Source organism: Cryobacterium sp. M25, from assembly GCF_002929635.1.
Taxonomy (GTDB): Bacteria; Actinomycetota; Actinomycetes; order Actinomycetales; family Microbacteriaceae; genus Cryobacterium; species Cryobacterium sandaracinum.
Window position 1 is genome coordinate 52,539 of the sequence record NZ_PJJU01000055.1, and the last position, 17,617, is coordinate 70,155.

Genomic DNA, 17,617 nt, shown 5'->3' on the forward strand with positions numbered 1-17,617 from the left:
CTACACCGGCATCCGCAGTAGTCCCGTACTCGTCCGCGGCGGCTGGGCAGCCCGGACGACGGATGTCCTGAGTTGGCCACGCGGCGCGCGGGCGCGGCCGGGGCGACGCCGGCCCGCCCGCATGCCGGCTGGCCGAGGCAGAGCCGCGGCCGCAGGAACGACGCATCCACCGGATGCCGTCGGGCGGGCCGGACACTCGCCCCGCCCGCACAAGAACCGCTGCGCATTCGCGAGTGTCGTGGTCAACTCAGGAGATCCCGCCGGCCGGGTCGGATATCTACCCCGGTGCCGCACTGATTCGCGGAACCGGTGAACGCGCGCGACGGATGTCCTGCCTTAGCCACACGCGCGGGCACGGCCGGGCCATGCTCACGGAAGAACCAGGGGAGCCAGAATCTCCGTCAGATTGGGTCGAGGCCGGGGCCCGAATGCGCAGGGCACGAATGCGCAGGGCAGGAATGCGCCGGGTCCGGGTGCGCGGGCTACTCCGTGCGCTCGAGCAGGGTGATGAACATAGCGTCAGTGCCGTGCCGATGCGGCCACAGTTGCACGCTGCCCCCGTCGCCGGGCAGATCGAGCTCGGAGCTGCTCAGCCCCTGCAGCACGGATGCCGTGTCGAGAGTGCGCACACGGCCCTCCCATTTCTTGAGCGCGGTGGCCACGATCCCGCGAGTCTCCGCGATGTGCGGTGAGCAGGTGACGTAGGCCAGCACCCCGCCCGGCTTGAGCGCGCCAAGGGCCGCGTGGATCAGCCCGGACTGCAGATCGGAGAGCTCGGCGACGTCCTTGGGCTGCTTACGCCAGCGGGCCTCCGGGCGCCGACGTAGCGCGCCGAGCCCGGTGCAGGGAGCATCCAGCAGGATCCGGTCGAACTCCTTCGGATGATCGTCTCCGAACCGGGTGCCGTCCTCCTCCCAGACGGGCACCTCGCCGGGCACGGCGGCCAGCGCCTTACGCACGAGGGCGGCCCGGGCCGGGACGAGCTCGTTGGCGACGAGGCTGGCCCCGCCGGCCAGCGCCTCAGCGGCAAGCAGGGAGGCCTTGCCGCCGGGGCCCGCGCACAGGTCGAGCCAACGCTCCCCCGGCGCAACCGGGCGGGCCCGACTGAGCGTGAGGGCCGCCAACTGGGATCCCTCGTCCTGCACTCGGAGGCGTCCGCCGCTGTCCTGCATCAGGTGCACGGGGTCGCCGCCGGCCAGCACAAAACCGATGGGCGAGAAGTCGTTGGCAACGCCGAGACCGTCGGTGTCTTCGGTGTTGCTGAGGCCGGGCAGAATGACCATGTTCACCTTGGGCGCGGCATTGTCGGCCGACAGCAGCTCCTCGAGCTCGGTCTCTCGGCCCTCGAGGCGCAGCGACTGCCGGAACGCCCGCACCACCCAGATCGGGTGTGAGTGCTCCGCGGCAAGGCGGTCATCATCACTGGTGGCTTCGGTGAGCACGCGTTCGCGCCACTCGTCGGCGCTGGAGCGGGAGATGGTGCGCAGCACCCCGTTGGTGAAGCCGGTGGCGGCGTGGGAGCCCACCTGACGGGCGAGTTCGACAGACTCGTTCACGGCGGCGTGGGTGGCCACCCGGGTGGCGAGCAACTGGTGCGCACCGAGACGTAGCACGTCCAGGATGGCTGGGTCGATCGCGGTGACGGGCCGACCGGCCGCGTCGGCGATCACCCGGTCGTAGAAGCCCTGCATGCGCAGGGTGCCGTAGGTCAGCTCGGTGGCCAATGCGGCATCCGCGGTGCTGAGCGCCGCCCGCTTGATGCGGCTGGGCAGCAGCAGGTTCGCGTAGGCGTCTGATTCCCGCACGGCGGCGATGACCTCGTAGGCCACCCGCCGGGCCGGCTGCACGAAGTCGGTCTGCGGGCGCTCCAGGCCGCGGCCGCCCTGAGCACGGACGTCGTTCTTTCGCCCCTGGCGACGGTCGTCGCTCATGAGGCGACCACCTCCGTCCAATTCACTCCGCGCCACCAGTCGATTGCCTTCATCTGTGTCTTTCCGGCCGGTTGCACGGTGACCAGCTCGAGCGGCTCGGTCCCCGTTCCAATCAGCACTTTCTTGTCGATCTCACGGATCAGGCCGGCCGGTTGCGGCTCGGATCCCTGGGTCAGGGCAACGCCCTGGAGTTTGAGGCGGGCGTCGCCGAGCACCGTGAACGCGCCCGGCTCCGGGGTGACCCCGCGCACCCGGTTGCGCACCGAGACGGCCGGTTCGGACCAGTCGATACGGGCATCCGCGAGAGTCAGCTTGGGGGCCAGGGTGACCGGACCGGACTGCGGGGTCGCCTGGACGCCGCCGGCTTCGAGGGCGTCGATCACCTGCAGCAGCAGGCGCGCGCCGCTGTCGCTGAGCGCCCGCAACAGGCTGCCCGCGGTGTCGTCCTCGACGATCGCCCGCGTCAGTTGCGCGAACACGGCGCCCGCGTCGAGTTCCGGAACCAGCTGGAATACGGCGGCGCCAGTCTGCTCGTCGCCGGCCATGAGTGCGCGCTGCACGGGAGCGGCGCCGCGCCAGCGCGGGAGCAGGGAGAAGTGCAGGTTGATCCAGCCGAGCCGGGGCACCGACAGGAGCGGTTCGCGCACGAGCCCGCCGTAGGCGACGATGACGCCGAGGTCGGGTCGCAGTGCGGCGATTTCCACGGTCGCGGCCTCGTCGAGGCGATTGGCCTTGATCACGTGCAGCCCGTTCTCGACAGCGGCTCGCGCGAGCGGCGAGGGGGTGAGCACGCGTTTGCGGCCGAACGGGGCATCCGCCCGGGTGATCACGGCCGCGAGGTCGTGGTGGGACTGAGCCAGGGCGCCCAGGCTGGGCACGGCCGCCTGCGGCGTGCCGGCGAAGACGAGTTTCATTTAGAGCAGCTCCGGGTCATCGAATCGTACTTTGAGTGTAGGCGCGGGGCGGAAGGCCGCCCCCTTCGGGCGCCGGCGGCGGGCGGCATTGCGCACGACCGCGGCCTTGAGCGCACGGGCCACGGCGTCACCGCTGGCGTAGGGCAGCCGCACGATCGCACGCACCAGGGGGTACTCCGTGGTGACCGGGCCGAGTACATCGACGCCGTCCATCCCGGCCAGCTCTGCCAGGGCCAGGGCGACGTCGGCGTCGGTGCCGGTGACGGATGCCGCACGCACCGCGGGCGGGAATCGCAGTTGGCGGCGATCGGCCAGTTCCGACGCGGCGAGCATCTCGGGCTGCCAGGAGTTCAGCGCCCGGGCGACGAGCCCGCCCACGCCGACCAGGACCACAGCGGCACCCGGGGCCGCCAGGGATGCGGCGTTGGACCACCAGCGCAGGCAGTCCTCCCCGACCCGCAGGGATTCCCGGGCGAGCATCCGTTCGCCGTCGAGCAGCAGGATGGCTCGGTACCCACCCGTCGGGATGGGCTCCGCGCCGCGGGTGGCGATCACCAGGGCCGGGGCGTCGCCGAGGTGCTGCAGCGGATGGTCGCCGTCGGCGACGATAATGCGCGCGCCGGGGAACGCCCGGCCGAGTTCTTCGGCGGTTCGCCCGGTGCCGAGGGTGACGACCCGCAGGGCGCGCCCCTCGCAGTGCGTGCAGCTCCAGTTGGCGGCCAGCGCCCCGCACCAGCGACACGACGGGGTGGAGTCCTTGGAGGCCAAAGCGAGCGGCCCCTGACAGGTGGTGCAGCGGGCGGCCTTCTTGCAACTCTGGCAGGCGAGCATCGGGGCGTAGCCGGGGCTGGCCACCTGCACCAGCACGGGGCCGTGGGCCAGCGCCTCCTTGGCGGCCCGCCACGCGGCCGTCGGGATGCGCGCGGCGCGGGCCTGCTGGTCGGGCTCGGACTGGAAGTCGGTGGGGATGATCCGCGGATGCCGGTTCTGCGCGGGGTGCACCGCAGTGAGCCAGCCCAGCTCGACCAGGCGCTGCACCTCGACGGTGCGGGTGTGGCCGAGGAAGACGAGGGCGCAGCCGGACTGGCCCTGGCGCACGAGCGCGGCGTCGCGGGAGTGCGCGTAGGGGCTGAGCGGTTCGCCATGCAGCGGGTCGCCATCGTCGAAGAGCGCGATCAGACCGAGGTCGTGGGCCGGCGCGTAGACGGCCGACCGATTGCCGAGCACGATCCGGGGTTCCAGGGCGAGGGCGGCCAGGAAGGCCCGATAGCGTTCCGGGTTGGGCTGGCGTGCATCGACGCGGCTGACCGAGTCGGCCGGGGCCAGCAGGTCGAGGGCGGCCTGAAGCTGGTCCTGGTCGCGGTAGTCCGGCACGACGAGGATGGCGCTCCGCCCGGCGGCCAGGCCGGCCACCGCGAGCTCGGCCAGGGTGATCGCCCACTTCCCGATGGTCTGCCCGTCCGGCAGCCGTTGCAGCTCGGGCACCGCGGCCACGCAGAGGCGCGCCCCCGTGGCGACGGCCGTGTCGAGGGTGCCGGCCGGGTAATCGGCACAGGCCGGCCCGGCGGGGGTGGCGGGGTCGGCCACATCGCCAGGCTCGGCCACGGTTGCAGCACCGGCCGTCCCGTCGGCCGGGGCGGAAGCATCCGCTGCTCGCGCCGCCAGCCAGGCCTTCTCCACCCGCACCTGGCGCGGGGGCACGGCGAGACGGATGATGTCGCTCGCGTTCCCCGAGGCCCGGTCGGCGACCCGACGGGCGAGCTCCCAGACCTCGGGGGTGAGCACCTGGGCGGCGGAGACCACGCTCTCGATCGGGCTGAGCGCGCCCCGGAATTCGGTGCCAGCCTCGAGACCCGGCAGCGCCTCCGGGCCTGCGGCCGGTCCGACCGCACCGCGCCCCTCGGCCGCACCCAGCACCTCGATCAGGTATCCGTCGGCGACGCGACCGGCCGAGCGCAGCGGCACCCGCACGCGCACGCCGGGCCGGGCGATGCCGGCGAGCTCATCGGGAATGCTGTAATCGAACAGGTGGTCGAGCTGCGGCAGCGGCGAGTCGATGAGCACCCGGGCCACGAGGCCGGAGCGAGTCATCGGCGCCGCGCCTGCCCGGTCACAGTCCGGCAGCGCTTCTCAGCTCGTCGACCCGGTCGAGGCGCTCCCAGGTGAAGTCGGGAAGCTCGCGGCCGAAGTGGCCGTAGACGGCGGTCTGCGCATAGATCGGGCGCAGCAGGTCAAGGGAATGGATGATCGCAGCCGGGCGCAGGTCGAAGACCGCGCGGATCGCCGCGGTGATGTCCCGGTCGGCCATCACCCCGGTGCCGAAGGTCTCCACGTAGAGCCCGACGGGCGAGGCCTTGCCGATGGCGTAGGCCACCTGAATCTCGAGACGGTCGGCCAGCCCGGCGGCCACGGCGTTCTTGGCCACCCAGCGCATCGCGTATGCTGCGGAGCGGTCGACCTTCGACGGGTCCTTGCCGCTGAACGCGCCCCCGCCGTGCCGGCTGGAACCGCCGTAGGTGTCGATGATGATCTTGCGCCCGGTGAGGCCGGCGTCGCCCTGAGGGCCGCCGATCTCGAACCGCCCGGTCGGGTTGATCAGCGTATTCAGTTCAGACGAGTCCAGTTCCACGCGGTCGAGCACCGGGCGGATGACGAGTTCCTCGACCTCCGCGCGCAGCTGCTCGTTGGACACCTTCGGCGAGTGCTGGGTCGACAGCACGACGGTCTCGACCGAGCGCGGCGTGATGCCGTCGTAACCGATGGTGACCTGGGTCTTGCCGTCGGGCCGGAGGTAGTCGAGTTCGCCGGACTTGCGCACCTCGGCGAGGCGTTCGGCGAGGCGGTGTGCGATCCAGATCGGGATCGGCATCAGCTGGGGGGTCTCCCGGGTGGCGTATCCGAACATGATGCCCTGGTCGCCGGCGCCCTGGCGGTCGAAGTCCTCCACGCTGGACTCTTCCCGACGCTCGAAGGCGTTGTCCACGCCCTGCGCGATGTCGGGCGACTGGCCGCCGATGGAGATCTCAACGCCGCAGGAGCGGCCGTCGAACCAGACGTCCGAAGAGTCGTAGCCGATATCGGTGATGCACTTGCGCACGATTGAGGGGATCTCGACGTAGGCCTCGGTGGCGACCTCGCCGGCGACGTGTACGAGACCGGTGGTGACGAGGGTCTCGACGGCGACCCGGCTGTGCGGGTCTTCCGTCAGGAGCGCGTCCAGAATGCTGTCGGAGATCTGGTCGCAGATCTTGTCGGGGTGACCTTCGGTTACCGACTCCGAAGTGAAAAGGCGTAGATCGCGCATCTGGCCCGTCTCTGTTGCAGAACAACGTGTAAAAGAAATGAACGTGGAAAAATTCCCCGCTGAGACCGGGCCGAGCCGATCGGGCACCCGGTCGTGCCGGTCGGGAAGCGGCGGAGACCCTGCCCTTGCCGGCGACGGCGACGGCAACGGCAACGGCAACCCAGGTGACCGGATGCCCGAGCGGTCTCAGCCGATCAGGTCAAGGATGCGCCCGGCCACCGACATTTTGGTTCCGGAGACCTCACACACTATATCTCCGTCGTGATCGAGCACCGTGATCGCGTTACGGTCCGAGGCGAAACCCTCCGCCCAGCCCACACGGTTGACCACCAGGAAGTCGCAGCCCTTGCGTGCCATTTTCTCGCGGCCGAGTACAAGCAGGCGAACCGGATCCGGCTCCGTCTCCGCGGCGAACCCGATCAGTACCTGGCCCGTCCGCTTCGTCCGGGCGAGCCCGGCGAGGATATCGGGGTTGCGGGTCAGTTCGAGCAGCAGGGTGTCGCCGGTCTCGTCTTTCTTGATCTTGCCGGCGCTCACCTGCACCGGCCGGTAGTCGGCGACCGCGGCCGCCATGATCACGGCGTCGGCCCCGGCGGCGGCATCCGTGACGGCCACCTCGAGCTCGAGCGCGGTGCCCACGAGCCGCAGTTCCGCCGCTGTTGGTGCGGCAACCTCGAGGTTCGCGGCGATCAGGGTCACGGACGCACCCCGAGCCAGAGCGGCCTGCGCCAGGGCGACCCCCTGCTTGCCGCTGGAACGGTTGCCGAGGAAGCGCACGGGGTCGAGGGGCTCGCGAGTGCCGCCAGCGGTGATCACGACGTGCTTGCCGACCAGGTCGGCGCCTGGCCCATCGGTGCGGTCGGCCGCGGCGTGGGCGGCGAGGGCCGCGGCGACGATGGTGTCGGGCTCTTCCATCCGGCCGGCTCCGGTGTCGGCGCCGGTGAGCTGGCCGACCCCCGGCCCGACGACGATGACGCCGCGGGCGCGGAGGGTGGCCACATTGGCGACCGTGGCCGCGTTGTTCCACATCTCCGTGTGCATCGCCGGGGCGATCACGAGCGGGGCGGTGCTGGCCAGGATGGTGTTGCCGAGCAGGTCGTCGGCGAGGCCGGTGGCGAGCTTCGCGATGGTGTTCGCGGTGGCCGGGGCCACGACGATCAGGTCGGCGGATTGGCCGATGGCCACGTGCCGCACCTCGGCGACGCCCTCATAGAGATCCGTGTGCACGGGGTTGCGGGAGATGGCCTCCAGGGTGGGCTTGCCGACGAATCGCAGCGCCGCCGTTGTCGCCACGACGTGCACGCAGTCCCCCCGCAACACGAAAGCGCGCACGACGTTCACGGCCTTGTAGGCAGCAATGCCGCCGGTTATCCCGACGACGATCGTGCGACCTGACGACATCCTGCGCGCTTGTGGGTGCGTTACTCGGCGATGGGGCGGGAGGTGAGCTTGTCTTCGTTGATCTCGCGGAGGGCGACGGACAGCGGCTTGTCGTCGACGGTCGAGTCGACGAGCGGGCCGACATTGTCGAAGAGGCTGCCTTCGTGCAGGTCCGCATAGTAGTCGTTGATCTGACGCGCGCGCTTGGACGCGAAGACCACGAGGGCGTACTTGGAGTCGGCCTTGGTGAGCAGGTCGTCGATGGGCGGGTCAATGATGCCAGTGAGCTTGGTAGCCATTGGTGTCACTCCTTCAGAGCGGTTTGTGCTGCGGGACGCGCAGAATCACGGAAAACGGGCGCTACGGCAGCAACGGCGCCATACGCAGATTCATCAAGTCTACGACCTCGCGCGCCGCTTCGCCCACGTCGTGGTTTACGACCCGATAATCGAACTCCCCCTGGGCGGCCAATTCGAGTTTGGCCGTCTCGAGCCGGCGGGCCTGTTCGGCGGGCGCCTCGGTGTCCCGGCCGATCAGCCGGCGCACCAGTTCGTCCCAGCTCGGCGGAAGCAGGAAGACCAGTCTGGCCTCCGGCATGGCCCGGCGAACGGCCCGGGCTCCTTGGATGTCGATCTCGAGGAGCACGCTGTGGCCCTCGTTCAAGGCCTCCGTGACCGGACCCCGCGGGGTGCCGTAGCGGTACGCGTTGTGCACGGTCGCCCACTCGAGCAGGTCGCCGGCCGCGACCATCCGGTCGAATTCGGCGTCGTCGACGAAGAAGTAGCTCACGCCCGCGGTCTCGCCTGGGCGAGGTGCCCGGGTCGTGGCCGACACCGACAGGTGCACGCCCGGGTGATGCTGACGGATGTGCGCCGCGACGGTTCCCTTGCCGACCGCGGTGGGACCGGCCAGCACGACAAGCTTCGCGGAGGAATCGCCGCGTCTCGCGGCGGTGCGCTTTTTGAGAAAATCTCGCAACCGATCGCGTTGGTGCTTGCCCAGCCCCCCCAATCGCTTCGACGGCGAGATCTCGAGCCTCTCCATGATGCGGTGCATCTTGGTGACGCCGATCGCCGGAATGCTGATCAGGAACTCGGTCACCCGCAGGCGCCCTTCGACGCCGTCCGGGCTCTCGGTCGCGGCGGACAACACGTCGAGCGCGCTACGTTTTCCCCGCGCAATCTGGCCTTTAACTTCGGCGCGTGCGCGGCGAGCCGCCACGGCGGCGCGCGAGGCGGCAACCCGATCGACGTCGGGTGGGGTGGGGCGATTCTCAGCCACGGGCAGCTCCTGCTTCAACTACTCGGCGCGCAATCGCTTGTTTGATTCGGTCGGGGCCGACCGCTAGAACGCTGCGCGATTCACTCACGATAACGCCTTCCGCGTACCCCCCGTACAAGTTCTTCAGATCGGCGACCTGCGCGCCCTGGTGGCCGAAGCCGGGAGCGAGGATGGGGGTGAGCCCCCGGGCGGGCGCCACGGAGAGGTCCAGTCCGAACGTGGCCAGGTCCAGTGTGGCGCCGAGCACCACCCCGACCGAGCCGAGCGAGGAAGCCCCGGACCGGGCATTCCGCTCGGTCACGGCGCCGAAGACGGATTGGGCGACGCTTTGGCCGGTCTGATTCCCCTCGGCGATCACGGCCCGCTGAAGCGCCGCCGCCTCGGGGTTCGAGGTGGCGGCCAGCACGAAGATCCCCTTGCCGGTCTGGGCTGCAAGGCTGAACACCGGTTCCAGCGACCCGACGCCCATATACGCGTTCACGGTGATGGCGTCGACCTCCAGGGGGGACTCCTCGCTCAGCCAGGCCTGGCCGTACGCCTCCACGCTGGTACCGAGGTCGCCGCGCTTGACGTCCGCGATCGTGAGCAGTCCGGCGGCGCGGGCATCCGCCAGCACCCGTTCCAAGGCGAGGTACCCGGCGGAGCCGAAACGCTCGTAGAAGGCCACCTGGGGCTTCACCAGGCCGACCTGGCCGGCAGCGGCGGCCACGACCTGGCGGCCGAAAGACTCCGCCCCGGCGGCCGTGTCCGGCAGACCCCAGTCGGTCAGGAGCCAGGCGTGCGGGTCGATGCCGACGCAGACTTGTCCCCGCACCGAGAAGACATCACCCAGCCGGTCGCCGAAGGCGGCCGGTGCGGCCGGGCCGACCGCTGCGGTCGACCCGTCCTGTTCGTGCGCGCGGCTCACAGGGCCGCCGTCCGGGTGAGGGCGTAGTCCTGCAGCGAGGTCACCTCGAAGCCGCCGCGAATCGCGTCGATCGAGGCCACTGCGGCGCTCAACTCGGCGATGGTGGTGAACAGCGGCAGGTCCGCGGCGACCGCGGCCGCGCGGATCTCGTAGCCGTCGGCTCGGGCGGTGCGACCGCCGGGGGTGTTGATGACGATCTGCACCTCTTCGCGGCGGATCAGTTCCACGATCGACACGTCCGCCTCGTCGGCCTTCTCACTGAACTTGGTGACGATGGCGGCGCGGATGCCGTTGCGTTGCAGAACTTCGGCGGTCCCCTCCGTGGCGGTGATCGAGTAGCCGAGCTGCTGGAGGCGCAGCATGGGCAGGATGATCGCGCGCTTGTCCCGGTCGGAGACCGACACGAACACGGTGCCGGTGAGCGGGATTCCGCCGTAGGCGGCGAGCTGGCTCTTGGCGAAGGCCCGCGGGAAGTCGCGGTCGATGCCCATGACCTCACCGGTCGAGCGCATCTCCGGGCCGAGCACGGAGTCCACGACGAGACCCTCGGGCGTGCGGAACCGGTTGAACGGCAGCACGGCTTCCTTCACGGCGACCGGAGCATCCATCGGCACCCGCGAGCCGTCGATCAGAGGTAGCTTGCCCTCGGCCTTGAGTTCGGCGATGGTCTTGCCGACCATGATCAGCGCGGCGGCCTTGGCCAAGGTGATGCCGAGGGCCTTGGCCACGAACGGCACCGTACGCGAGGCGCGGGGGTTCGCTTCGAGCACGTAGAGCACGCCGGCGCCGATCGCGAACTGCACGTTGAGCAGGCCGCGCACGCCGATGCCGCGGGCGATGCCCAGCGTCGCCTCGCGCACACGGTCGATCTCCGCACGGCCGAGGGTGACCGGCGGCAGGGTGCAGCTCGAGTCGCCGGAGTGGATCCCGGCCTCCTCGATATGCTCCATCACGCCGCCGATGTAGAGCTCGGTGCCGTCGTAGATGGCGTCCACGTCGATCTCGATGGCGTCGTCGAGAAACCGGTCCACGAGCAGCGGATGCGACGGGCCGATGATGCCCTGTCCGGCCATCCGGTTGAAGTAGTCGGCCAACGCTGCGGAGTCGTAGACGATCTCCATGCCGCGGCCGCCGAGCACGTAGCTCGGGCGCACGAGCACGGGATAGCCGATCTCCTCGGCAACGACCACAGCGCCGGCGTAGTCGGTGGCGACGCCGTTGCGGGGGGCGAGGAGGCCGGCCTGGTCGAGGATGCCGGAGAAAAATCCGCGCTCCTCCGCCAGGTCGATGGCCTCCGGGGTGGTGCCGAGTATCGGGATGCCCTCGGCCTCGAGGCCCTTGGCGAGGCCGAGCGCGGTCTGGCCTCCCAGCTGCACGACCACGCCGACGAGCTCGCCGCTCTGGCTTTCTGCGTGAATGACCTCGAGCACGTCCTCGAGGGTGAGCGGCTCGAAGTAGAGCCGGTCGGAGGTGTCGTAGTCGGTCGAGACCGTCTCCGGGTTGCAGTTGATCATGATGGTCTCGTAGCCAGCCTCGGAGAGGGCAAACGAGGCGTGCACGCAGGAGTAGTCGAACTCGACGCCCTGGCCGATGCGGTTCGGGCCGGAGCCGATGATGACGACTTTCTTGCGGTCACTGGGCACGACCTCGGTCTCCTGGTCGTAGCTGGAGTAGTGGTACGGCGTGAGTGCGGGGAACTCCCCCGCACAGGTGTCGACGGTCTTGAAGACCGGGCGCACGCCGAGGATGTGGCGCACCGTGCGCACATCCGCTTCGCCGAAGCCGCGCAGCTCGCCGATCTGGGCGTCGGAGAAGCCGTGGTCTTTGGCGGTGCGGAGGATGTCCGTGTCGAGGCGCTCGGCGGCGGCGATCTCGTCCGCGATCTCGTTGATCAGCACGATCTGGTCGATGAACCACGGGTCGATCTTGGTGGCGTCGAAAACCTGCTCGGTGGTGGCGCCCTTGCGGAGCGCCTGCTGCACGGTGACGATCCGGCCGTCGGTGGGTACTTCGGCGACCGTGAGCAACTCGTCGACCGTGCGGGTCTCGGCTCCCCAGTGGAACGACGAACCGCGCTTCTCGAGCGAGCGGAGCGCCTTCTGCAGCGCGGAGGCGTAACTGCGGCCGATGGCCATCGCCTCGCCCACGGACTTCATGGTGGTGGTCAGGCGCTGGTCGGCGGCGGGAAACTTCTCGAACGCGAACCGGGGCACCTTGACCACGACGTAGTCGAGGGTGGGTTCGAAGCTGGCCGGGGTGACACCGGTGATGTCGTTCGGGATCTCGTCGAGCCGGTAGCCGAGCGCGAGCTTCGCGGCGATTTTGGCGATCGGGAAGCCCGTCGCCTTGCTCGCCAGGGCGGAGGAGCGGGACACGCGCGGGTTCATCTCGATCACGATGATGCGACCGTCGGCCGGGTTGATCGCGAACTGGATGTTGCAGCCGCCGGTGTCCACTCCCACGGCGCGGATGATGTCGATGCTGATGTCGCGCAGCTTCTGGTACTCGCGGTCGGTCAGGGTCAGCGCCGGGGCGACGGTGATCGAGTCGCCGGTGTGTACGCCGACCGGGTCGACGTTCTCGATCGAGCAGACGGCGACCGTGTTGTCGGCCGTGTCGCGCATCATCTCGAGCTCGAATTCCTTCCAGCCGAGGATGGATTCCTCGAGCAGGACCTCGCTGGTGGGGCTCTGGTGCAGCCCGTCGCCGACGATGCGGCGCAGTTCCGGCTCGGTGTAGGCGAAGCCGGAGCCGAGGCCGCCCATGGTGAAGGAGGGACGCACGACGAGCGGGTAGCCGAGGTCCTCGGCGAAGCCGACGGCCTCCTCGACCGTGTGGGCGATGTAGGACCGGGCGACGCCGGCGCCCGCGTCCAGCACCAGTTGCTTGAAGATCTGGCGGTCCTCACCCTTCTGGATGGCGTCGAAGGAGGCACCGATGAGTTCGACGTCGTACCTGGCCAGAATGCCGCGCTCGTGAAGCTGGATGGCGGCGTTCAGCGCGGTCTGCCCGCCGAGGGTCGGCAGAATCGCGTCGGGGCGTTCCTTGGCGATGATCGTCTCGAGGATCTCCGGGGTGATCGGCTCGATGTAGGTGGCGTCGGCGAAGTCGGGGTCGGTCATGATCGTGGCCGGGTTGGAGTTGACCAGGATGACCCTGACCCCCTCGGCCCGCAGCACCCGGCAGGCCTGAGTTCCGGAATAGTCGAACTCGCAGGCCTGGCCGATCACGATCGGACCCGATCCGATGACGAGAACGCTGTTGATGTCGTCGCGCTTGGGCATTACTTGGCGTCTCCTGCTCCGGTGGCCGCACGATGCGCGACCACCACATCCCTGAACCGATCGAAAAGGTACTCGGCGTCGTGTGGGCCGGCCGCCGACTCCGGGTGGTACTGCACCGAGAAAGCGGGGATATCGAGGCAGCGGATGCCCTCGACCACCTGGTCGTTGAGGCTGTAGTGGCTCACCTCCACCCGGCCGAAGCCGGTGCGGGACTCATGCACTCCCTCGATGGGCATGTCCACGGCGAACCCGTGGTTCTGCGAGGTGATTTCCACCCGGCCGGTGGTCTTGTCGAGCACGGGCTGGTTGATTCCCCGGTGCCCGAAGGGCAGCTTGTAGGTGCGGAAGCCGAGGGCGCGGCCGAGCAGCTGGTTGCCGAAGCAGATCCCGAAGTAGGGCACACCGGCTCGCAGCACCTCCTGTAGGAGGTTCACGTGTAGGTCGGAGGCTGCCGGGTCGCCAGGGCCGTTGGAGAAGAACAGGGCCGACGGGGTGAGGGACAGCACGTGCTCGGCGGTGACCGACTGGGGCAGCACCAGCACCTCGAAGCCGCGCGCGGCGAGGTGGCCCAGGGTGGAGGTCTTGACCCCGAGGTCGAGCACGGCGACCGAGCCGATGCGCTCGCCCTGCGCGGGCACCGAGAACGGTTCGACCGTGGAGACCTCATCGGACAGGTTGCGGCCACGCATGCCGGCGCCGGCACGCACCAGCTCGAGCTGCTCGCCATCGGAGAGGCCGAAACGGTCGCCGGAGAAGATCCCGCTCTTCATGGCCCCGGACGAGCGGATGTGACGGGTGATCGCACGCGTGTCGACACCGCTGATCCCGACCACTCCCCCGCCCGTCAGGTCGTCATCGAGGCTGCGGGTGGACCGGAAGTTGGAGGCGATGCGGGCAGGCTCGCGCACGACGAAGCCGGAGACCCAGATGCGGCGGGATTCCATGTCCTCGTCGTTGGCACCCGTGTTGCCGATGTGCGGCGCCGTCATCAGCACGATCTGCCCGGCGTAGGACGGGTCGGTGAGGGTCTCCTGGTAGCCGGTCATGCCGGTGGCGAAGACGATCTCGCCGAGGGTCTGCCCCACGCTGCCGTAGGAACGGCCTTCGTAGCGGCGGCCGTCTTCGAGTACGAGCACGGCAGGAGTCGGTCGGTCGGGGGTCGTTGCGTTGCTCACGCTACGCCTCGCTTTCATCGCGCGCGGCCGGGCGCCGGGCGTCGGCCGCAATGGTTCGAATGGCGTCGTTCACGCTGACGCGGTCGGATGGATCAAGGATTCGGAAATAGCTGTCGACGATCTGTCTGTCGGCGCCGGGCAGCCGCCAGCCGAGCAGCAGCAGGCCGTCGGTCTCGACGGCGCGGTCGATTGCCACGGTGGCGTCTTCCAGCACGGCGATGGCCGAGGCAGGGATGAACACCGCCTCCTCGCCGGCCAGGGCCAGGATCAGACCCGCGTCGGTCACGGTCAGGCGGGCCCGGGCCCGGAAACCCAGGCCAGGGATGTTCAGGCGTTCGAGCGGCTGGGCGCGGAGGGTCGTGGCGACGTAGAACACGGCGGCGGAGGCCAGCTCGAGTGCCGCGTCGACGGGCAGCGGGTAGCCGGCCGGCAGGGCGGCATCCCGGCGGCTGCGACCCCGCCAGCTGCGCAGCATGAGGCCGAGCAGGCCGAGCAGCACGGCGACGGTGATGACGGTGGCGATGGTCCTAGCCATGGGTTCGCTCCTCGAGTGCCGCGATCTCGTCGGCGGGCCGCAGCGCACCGTCCAGAACCGTGGCGTAGCCCCGGTGGAATGTGGCCAGCACCCGACCCGGCAGGGTCATCGCCAGGTAGGGCGAGTTGGCGCTCCTGCCGGCCAGGTTGCCGCGCTCGAAGACGCGGCTCGCGGCGGGATCGTAGAGGGTGAGCTCGGCGGGAGCCCCGACGAGCAGACCCTGGCCCTGGCCGGCGAGCCGGCCGATCCGGGCGGGGCTGCTGGAAAGCACGCGAGCGATGTCCGTCCAGTCGAGCAGCCCGGTGTTGACGACGGCCGCGTGCACCACGGAGAGGGCGGATTCGAGGCCGACCATGCCGTTCGCCGCGGCGTCCCACTCGCAGTCCTTCGCCTCGACCGGGTGCGGGGCGTGGTCGGTGGCGACGATGTCGATGGTGCCGTCGGCGAGGCCGGCGCGCAGGGCTTCGACGTCTTCGCGGCGGCGGAGCGGCGGGTTGACTTTGAACCGGGCGTCGTAGCCGACGACCAGGTCCTCGCTGAGCAGCAGGTGGTGCGGGGTGGCCTCGGCGGTCACCTGGATGCCGCGGGCCTTGGCCCAGCGGATGACGTCGACCGAGCCGGCCGTCGACACGTGGCACACGTGCAGACGCGACCCGACGTGTTCGGCGAGCAGCACATCGCGGGCGATGATCGACTCCTCGGCGACCGCGGGCCAGCCGACCATCCCGAGTTCGCTTGAGAGTGCCCCCTCGTTCATCTGCGCCTTCTCGGTCAGGCGCGGTTCCTGGGAGTGCTGGGCGATAACGCCGTCGAACGCCTTCACGTACTCGAGGGCCCGGCGCATCAACAGCGGGTCGGAGACGCAGAAGCCGTCGTCGGAAAAGACCCGAACCCGGGCACGACTGGTGGCCATGGCGCCCAGTTCGGCCAGGCGCTCCCCCGCAAGCCCGACGGTGACGGCGCCGATCGGCTGCACGGTGACATAGCCGGCGCGCTCACCGAGGGCGAGAACCTGGTCGACGACGCCGGCGGTGTCCTGCACGGGCGAGGTGTTGGCCATCGCAAACACGCTGGTGAAGCCGCCCACGGCCGCGGCCTGACTGCCGGTCAGGATGGTTTCACTCTGTTCGAAGCCCGGTTCGCGCAGGTGCGTGTGCAGGTCGACCAGGCCGGGCAGAGCGATCAGGCCGGCCGCGTCGACGACGGTTGCGCCGGCACCAGAAAGCCCGGAACCGATCTCCACAATCTTGCCGTCGGCGAGGATAAGGTCGATGCGGGTGCTGTCCGCGAGTGTCGCACCTCGAATCAGGTACGGCGTGCTGGCCGCGCTGTCGCTGGACATCTATGAATCCTCCCGATCGCCGGACAACAGCAGGTACAGTGCCGCCATCCGCACTGAAACCCCGTTTGCGACCTGTTCGCGCACGGTTGAGCCGGCCGAATCGGCCGCCGCTGAAGATATTTCCAAGCCGCGATTCATGGGGCCGGGGTGCATCACAATGGTAGTCGGGGCCAGACGGCCGAAGCGCTCATCGTCCAAGCCCCAGCGGCGCGAGTACTCGCGGCTGTTCGGGAAGAAAGCGGCGTCCATGCGTTCCTGCTGGATGCGCAGCATCATCACCACGTCGGGCCCGGCGTCGATGGCCGCGTCCAGGTCGAAGCCCGACTCGGCCGGCCAACCGCTCATGTCCATCGGCAGCAGGGTGGGCGGAGCGATCAGGCTCACGTGCGCGCCGAGCGTGGTGAGCAGCCAGAGGTTCGAGCGGGCCACCCGGGAGTGCAGGATGTCACCGACGATGGTGACCGTGACGCCGTCCAGGCCCCGACCGCGCGCGGCACCCTGGTGCAGCCGGCGACGGATGGTGAACGCGTCCAGCAGCGCCTGGGTCGGATGCTCATGGGTGCCGTCGCCCGCGTTGATGATGCCGGCGTCGATCCAGCCGCTTTCGGCCAGCACGTGGGGTGCCCCGGAGGCCGGGTGGCGGATGACGACCCCGTCGGCACCCATCGCGGCGAGGGTTTGGGCGGTGTCCTTGAGGCTTTCGCCCTTCGACACGCTCGAGCCCTTGGCGCTGAAGTTGATCACGTCCGCGCTCAGCCGTTTCGCGGCGGCCTCGAAGGAGATCCGGGTCCGCGTCGAATCCTCGAAGAACAGGTTGACCACGGTCTTGCCGCGCAGGGTGGGCAGCTTCTTCACCTCGCGGTTGGCGACATCAGCCATGTCCTCGGCGATGTCGAGCAGCAGGATCGCCTCGTCGCGGCTCATGCCCTTGGTCGAGAGGAGGTGCCTCATCACGCGACCCCCTCGTCAGCGCCTTCGAGGGGTCCGCCGTCGATGCTGACGAACTCGTCGCCGTCGACCTCGAGCAGGTGCAGGTTGATGCGTTCCGCGGTGGAGCTGGGCAGGTTCTTGCCCACGAAGTCGGCCCGGATCGGCAGTTCGCGGTGGCCGCGGTCCACGAGCACGGCCAGGCGCACGACGGTCGGCCGCCCGTGGTCGCCGAGTGCGTCGAGGGCGGCGCGGATGGTGCGGCCCGAGTAGAGCACGTCGTCGACGAGCACCACCGTGACGCCGTCGACGCTGCCGGGCACCAGGGTGCGGGACGGCGTGCGGGTGCGGGTGTGGCCGAGGTCATCGCGGTACATGGTGACGTCGAGGGAGCCGACCCGGACATCCGTCGCCGTGGGCTCGATGCGCGCGATGGTCTCGGCGATGCGCCGGGCCAGAACGACCCCGCGAGTGGGGATGCCGAGGATCACAAGGTTCTCGGCGCCTCGATTGGACTCCAGGATCTCGTGGGAGATCCGAGTCAACGCTCGAGCGATATCAGCCTGGTTCAACACGGTGCGTGCCATAAACCCGACCTCCTTCCCCGCCTCACCGGACGGCTGTTAAAGGATGTCAT

At 69.7% G+C, this 17,617-nt stretch carries 14 protein-coding genes; all 14 read right to left on the reverse strand.

Features of this window, described 5'->3' with window-relative positions; genetic code table 11:
• Positions 1 to 482: 482 nt before the first annotated feature.
• Positions 483 to 1,931: an RsmB/NOP family class I SAM-dependent RNA methyltransferase gene (locus CXY81_RS11145; protein ID WP_104194875.1), complete on the reverse strand. Its 1,449-nt coding sequence runs from the start codon at positions 1,929 to 1,931 to the stop codon at positions 483 to 485.
• Positions 1,928 to 2,845, reverse strand: coding sequence for a methionyl-tRNA formyltransferase (fmt, locus tag CXY81_RS11150; protein WP_104100522.1), 918 nt, complete (start codon positions 2,843 to 2,845; stop codon positions 1,928 to 1,930). Before fmt ends, CXY81_RS11145 begins: the two co-directional genes overlap by 4 nt.
• Positions 2,846 to 4,936: a hypothetical protein gene (locus CXY81_RS11155; protein ID WP_104194876.1), complete on the reverse strand. Its 2,091-nt coding sequence runs from the start codon at positions 4,934 to 4,936 to the stop codon at positions 2,846 to 2,848.
• Positions 4,937 to 4,955: 19 nt separating this feature from the next.
• Positions 4,956 to 6,149 carry a methionine adenosyltransferase gene (metK, locus tag CXY81_RS11160; protein WP_104194877.1) on the reverse strand — a complete coding sequence of 398 codons (1,194 nt, stop codon included), beginning with the start codon at positions 6,147 to 6,149 and terminating at the stop codon, positions 4,956 to 4,958.
• A gap of 186 nt (positions 6,150 to 6,335) precedes the next feature.
• Positions 6,336 to 7,550, reverse strand: coding sequence for a bifunctional phosphopantothenoylcysteine decarboxylase/phosphopantothenate--cysteine ligase CoaBC (coaBC, locus tag CXY81_RS11165; protein WP_104194878.1), 1,215 nt, complete (start codon positions 7,548 to 7,550; stop codon positions 6,336 to 6,338).
• Between the two features lie 20 nt (positions 7,551 to 7,570).
• Complete coding sequence (gene rpoZ / locus CXY81_RS11170) at positions 7,571 to 7,828, reverse strand: DNA-directed RNA polymerase subunit omega (RefSeq protein ID WP_104100518.1); 258 nt, start codon at positions 7,826 to 7,828, stop codon at positions 7,571 to 7,573.
• Between the two features lie 61 nt (positions 7,829 to 7,889).
• Positions 7,890 to 8,810 carry a guanylate kinase gene (gene gmk, locus CXY81_RS11175; protein WP_104194951.1) on the reverse strand — a complete coding sequence of 307 codons (921 nt, stop codon included), beginning with the start codon at positions 8,808 to 8,810 and terminating at the stop codon, positions 7,890 to 7,892.
• The gene (gene pyrF / locus CXY81_RS11180) at positions 8,803 to 9,717 is read right to left on the reverse strand and encodes an orotidine-5'-phosphate decarboxylase (protein WP_199180938.1); all 915 of its coding nucleotides are present in this window, start codon (positions 9,715 to 9,717) and stop codon (positions 8,803 to 8,805) included. Before pyrF ends, gmk begins: the two co-directional genes overlap by 8 nt.
• Positions 9,714 to 13,001: a carbamoyl-phosphate synthase large subunit gene (carB, locus tag CXY81_RS11185; RefSeq protein WP_104194879.1), complete on the reverse strand. Its 3,288-nt coding sequence runs from the start codon at positions 12,999 to 13,001 to the stop codon at positions 9,714 to 9,716. The genes pyrF and carB overlap by 4 nt, the downstream gene beginning before the upstream one ends.
• Positions 13,001 to 14,194, reverse strand: a complete 1,194-nt coding sequence (gene carA, locus CXY81_RS11190; protein ID WP_199180939.1) for a glutamine-hydrolyzing carbamoyl-phosphate synthase small subunit — start codon at positions 14,192 to 14,194, stop codon at positions 13,001 to 13,003. Before carA ends, carB begins: the two co-directional genes overlap by 1 nt.
• Positions 14,178 to 14,711, reverse strand: a complete 534-nt coding sequence (locus tag CXY81_RS11195; RefSeq protein WP_104194880.1) for a hypothetical protein — start codon at positions 14,709 to 14,711, stop codon at positions 14,178 to 14,180. The genes carA and CXY81_RS11195 overlap by 17 nt, the downstream gene beginning before the upstream one ends.
• Entirely contained in the window at positions 14,704 to 16,053 is a 1,350-nt protein-coding gene (locus tag CXY81_RS11200) for a dihydroorotase (protein WP_104171012.1), read from the reverse strand. Before CXY81_RS11200 ends, CXY81_RS11195 begins: the two co-directional genes overlap by 8 nt.
• On the reverse strand, positions 16,054 to 17,004 hold the full coding sequence (locus tag CXY81_RS11205) for an aspartate carbamoyltransferase catalytic subunit (protein WP_104171013.1): 951 nt from the start codon (positions 17,002 to 17,004) through the stop codon (positions 16,054 to 16,056).
• Positions 17,004 to 17,567: a bifunctional pyr operon transcriptional regulator/uracil phosphoribosyltransferase PyrR gene (gene pyrR / locus CXY81_RS11210; protein ID WP_104171014.1), complete on the reverse strand. Its 564-nt coding sequence runs from the start codon at positions 17,565 to 17,567 to the stop codon at positions 17,004 to 17,006. The genes CXY81_RS11205 and pyrR overlap by 1 nt, the downstream gene beginning before the upstream one ends.
• Positions 17,568 to 17,617: the final 50 nt, after the last annotated feature.

Excerpts from the sequence above, each read along its gene's own strand:
- coaBC (WP_104194878.1), bottom strand. The coding sequence starts at position 7,550 with ATGTCGTCAGGTCGCACGATCGTCGTCGGGATAACCGGCGGCATTGCT.
- CXY81_RS11205 (WP_104171013.1), bottom strand. The coding sequence starts at position 17,004 with ATGAGGCACCTCCTCTCGACCAAGGGCATGAGCCGCGACGAGGCGATC.
- CXY81_RS11155 (WP_104194876.1), bottom strand. The coding sequence starts at position 4,936 with ATGACTCGCTCCGGCCTCGTGGCCCGGGTGCTCATCGACTCGCCGCTG.
- CXY81_RS11200 (WP_104171012.1), bottom strand. The coding sequence starts at position 16,053 with ATGTCCAGCGACAGCGCGGCCAGCACGCCGTACCTGATTCGAGGTGCG.
- metK (WP_104194877.1), bottom strand. The coding sequence starts at position 6,149 with ATGCGCGATCTACGCCTTTTCACTTCGGAGTCGGTAACCGAAGGTCAC.
- carA (WP_199180939.1), bottom strand. The coding sequence starts at position 14,194 with ATGAAAGCGAGGCGTAGCGTGAGCAACGCAACGACCCCCGACCGACCG.
- CXY81_RS11145 (WP_104194875.1), bottom strand. The coding sequence starts at position 1,931 with ATGAGCGACGACCGTCGCCAGGGGCGAAAGAACGACGTCCGTGCTCAG.
- rpoZ (WP_104100518.1), bottom strand. The coding sequence starts at position 7,828 with ATGGCTACCAAGCTCACTGGCATCATTGACCCGCCCATCGACGACCTG.
- carB (WP_104194879.1), bottom strand. The coding sequence starts at position 13,001 with ATGCCCAAGCGCGACGACATCAACAGCGTTCTCGTCATCGGATCGGGT.
- CXY81_RS11195 (WP_104194880.1), bottom strand. The coding sequence starts at position 14,711 with ATGGCTAGGACCATCGCCACCGTCATCACCGTCGCCGTGCTGCTCGGC.
- fmt (WP_104100522.1), bottom strand. The coding sequence starts at position 2,845 with ATGAAACTCGTCTTCGCCGGCACGCCGCAGGCGGCCGTGCCCAGCCTG.
- pyrR (WP_104171014.1), bottom strand. The coding sequence starts at position 17,567 with ATGGCACGCACCGTGTTGAACCAGGCTGATATCGCTCGAGCGTTGACT.